The sequence below is a fragment of the Flavobacterium sp. LHD-85 genome, from assembly GCF_030929595.1.
Taxonomy (GTDB): Bacteria; Bacteroidota; Bacteroidia; order Flavobacteriales; family Flavobacteriaceae; genus Flavobacterium.
The window spans coordinates 1-542 of record NZ_JAVFVR010000040.1; the positions used below are offsets into that span (position 1 = coordinate 1).

At 46.5% G+C, this 542-nt stretch carries 1 pseudogene; it reads right to left on the bottom strand.

What is annotated here, in order from left to right:
• A pseudogene (locus RB618_RS23690) lies at positions 1–542 on the bottom strand (hypothetical protein); the annotation flags it as partial.

Here is a 542-nt window from a genome sequence, read left to right on the forward strand (position 1 = left end):
GTCAGGGTCTCAAAATTGGGAATCATAACCGATAGGTCCATATCTGTTGCAGCACCATCCTCATCTGTGTAAGTCAGGATTCCTGTAGCCGGTGTAAAAACGGCTGAGGTTAGCGTTTCATGCTGGGCGATTAGGCCTGCTATATTCAAAACAGTGGAAACCCCTTTTTCATCAATGTAGGTAATGGTTCCAGCTGCTGTGTCCTGAGAAATGGAGGTCAGGGTCTCAAAATTGGGAATCATAACCGATAGGTCCATATCTGTTGCAGCACCATCCTCATCTGTGTAAGTCAGGATTCCTGTCGTTGGCACAAAAACGGCTGAGGTTAGCGTTTCATGCTGGGCGATTAGGCCTGCTATATTCAAAACAGTGGAAACCCCTTTTTCATCAATGTAGGTAATGGTTCCAGCTGCAGTGTCCTGAGAAATGGAGGTCAGGGTCTCAAAATTGGGAATCATAACCGATAGGTCCATATCTGTTGCAGCACCATCCTCATCTGTGTAAGTCAGGATTCCTGTAGCCGGTGTAAAAACGGCTGAGGT